This window comes from Fulvivirga lutimaris (assembly GCF_009711525.1).
GTDB classification, from domain to species: Bacteria; Bacteroidota; Bacteroidia; order Cytophagales; family Cyclobacteriaceae; genus Fulvivirga; species Fulvivirga lutimaris.
Window position 1 is genome coordinate 1 of record NZ_SMLV01000069.1, and the last position, 1051, is coordinate 1051.

1 protein-coding gene is annotated in these 1051 nt (G+C 40.4%); it reads left to right on the forward strand.

All coding sequences use genetic code 11. The features are described from left to right. The coding region (locus E1140_RS21195) for a hypothetical protein (RefSeq protein ID WP_221412589.1) at positions 1 to 996 on the forward strand (996 nt) is incomplete at its 5' end. Between the last annotated feature and the right edge of the window lie 55 nt (positions 997 to 1051).

Consider the following 1051-nt stretch of genomic DNA (forward strand, 5'->3'; position numbering starts at 1 on the left):
AAGCGAGTTCCGGGAGCTGATTCAGATTGGGTTATCATGATTTATGATGACAGAGACCGGTTAGTATTGACCCAGGATGGTGAGCAACGACTCGAAAGTAAATGGAGTTTTACTAAATATGATGTATTGAATCGTCCTATCATGACAGGAGAAAAGGTGCTAGGTACTGCAGTAGCAACATTGAGAGACTTGCTTGATGGCCCAGACTGGATTCAAAATTTTGCTGCCTATGAGACATTGGGAGGAAGCAAAATGGGATATACCTCTAATAGTATACCTAAGAATATATCACTTGATAACATTCATACAGTTACCTATTATGACGATTATTCATTTAGAACGCTGACTGAGTTTGGCACAGGGTTTAACTATGCTAAACCTACATTAATACCGAGCTGCACAACCATACCCCAAGGTAGTTATTGCTATGAAGATGCGGCCTTTGAGACCGTAAAAGGCCAGGTGAGCGGCAGTGCTGTTAAAATACTGGGCACCAATCAGTGGATAAAGACAGCGAATTATTATGATGACCGTTACCGACTGATTCAAAGTGTAACGATTAATGAATATCAGCAAACGAACTCAAGAGAAAGTGTGCTTTATAGTTTCAGTGGCTGGTTGATAGAGAGTTTTAAAGAAGTAGACCGATTGAGCAAGAATATCTCTATAAGGAGGAGCTATGATTATGACCATACCGGCCGATTATTAAGAGGTTTTCATGAATTGTATGAAGATGGTATTGGGCAGGGCGAGGTGTTGCTTGCCGAGAACAAATACAATGAGTTAGGTGAGTTAATAGAGAAGAACCTGCATGTAGAAAACGGCACCCCATTTCAGTCGATCGACTACCGCTATAATATCAGAGGCTGGCTGGAGTCAGTGAACAATGCACAATTGCTTCCCGGAAGCAACAACAATGACGAAGATCAGCCAAAGGATTACTTCGGAATGGAATTAATCTATAATGAATTAATAGAAAGCCTGTCCAATGAATAATACTTTTATCAATATCACTTATAAGTTACGTTATCTGGCAGGTGCCTTACTTGTC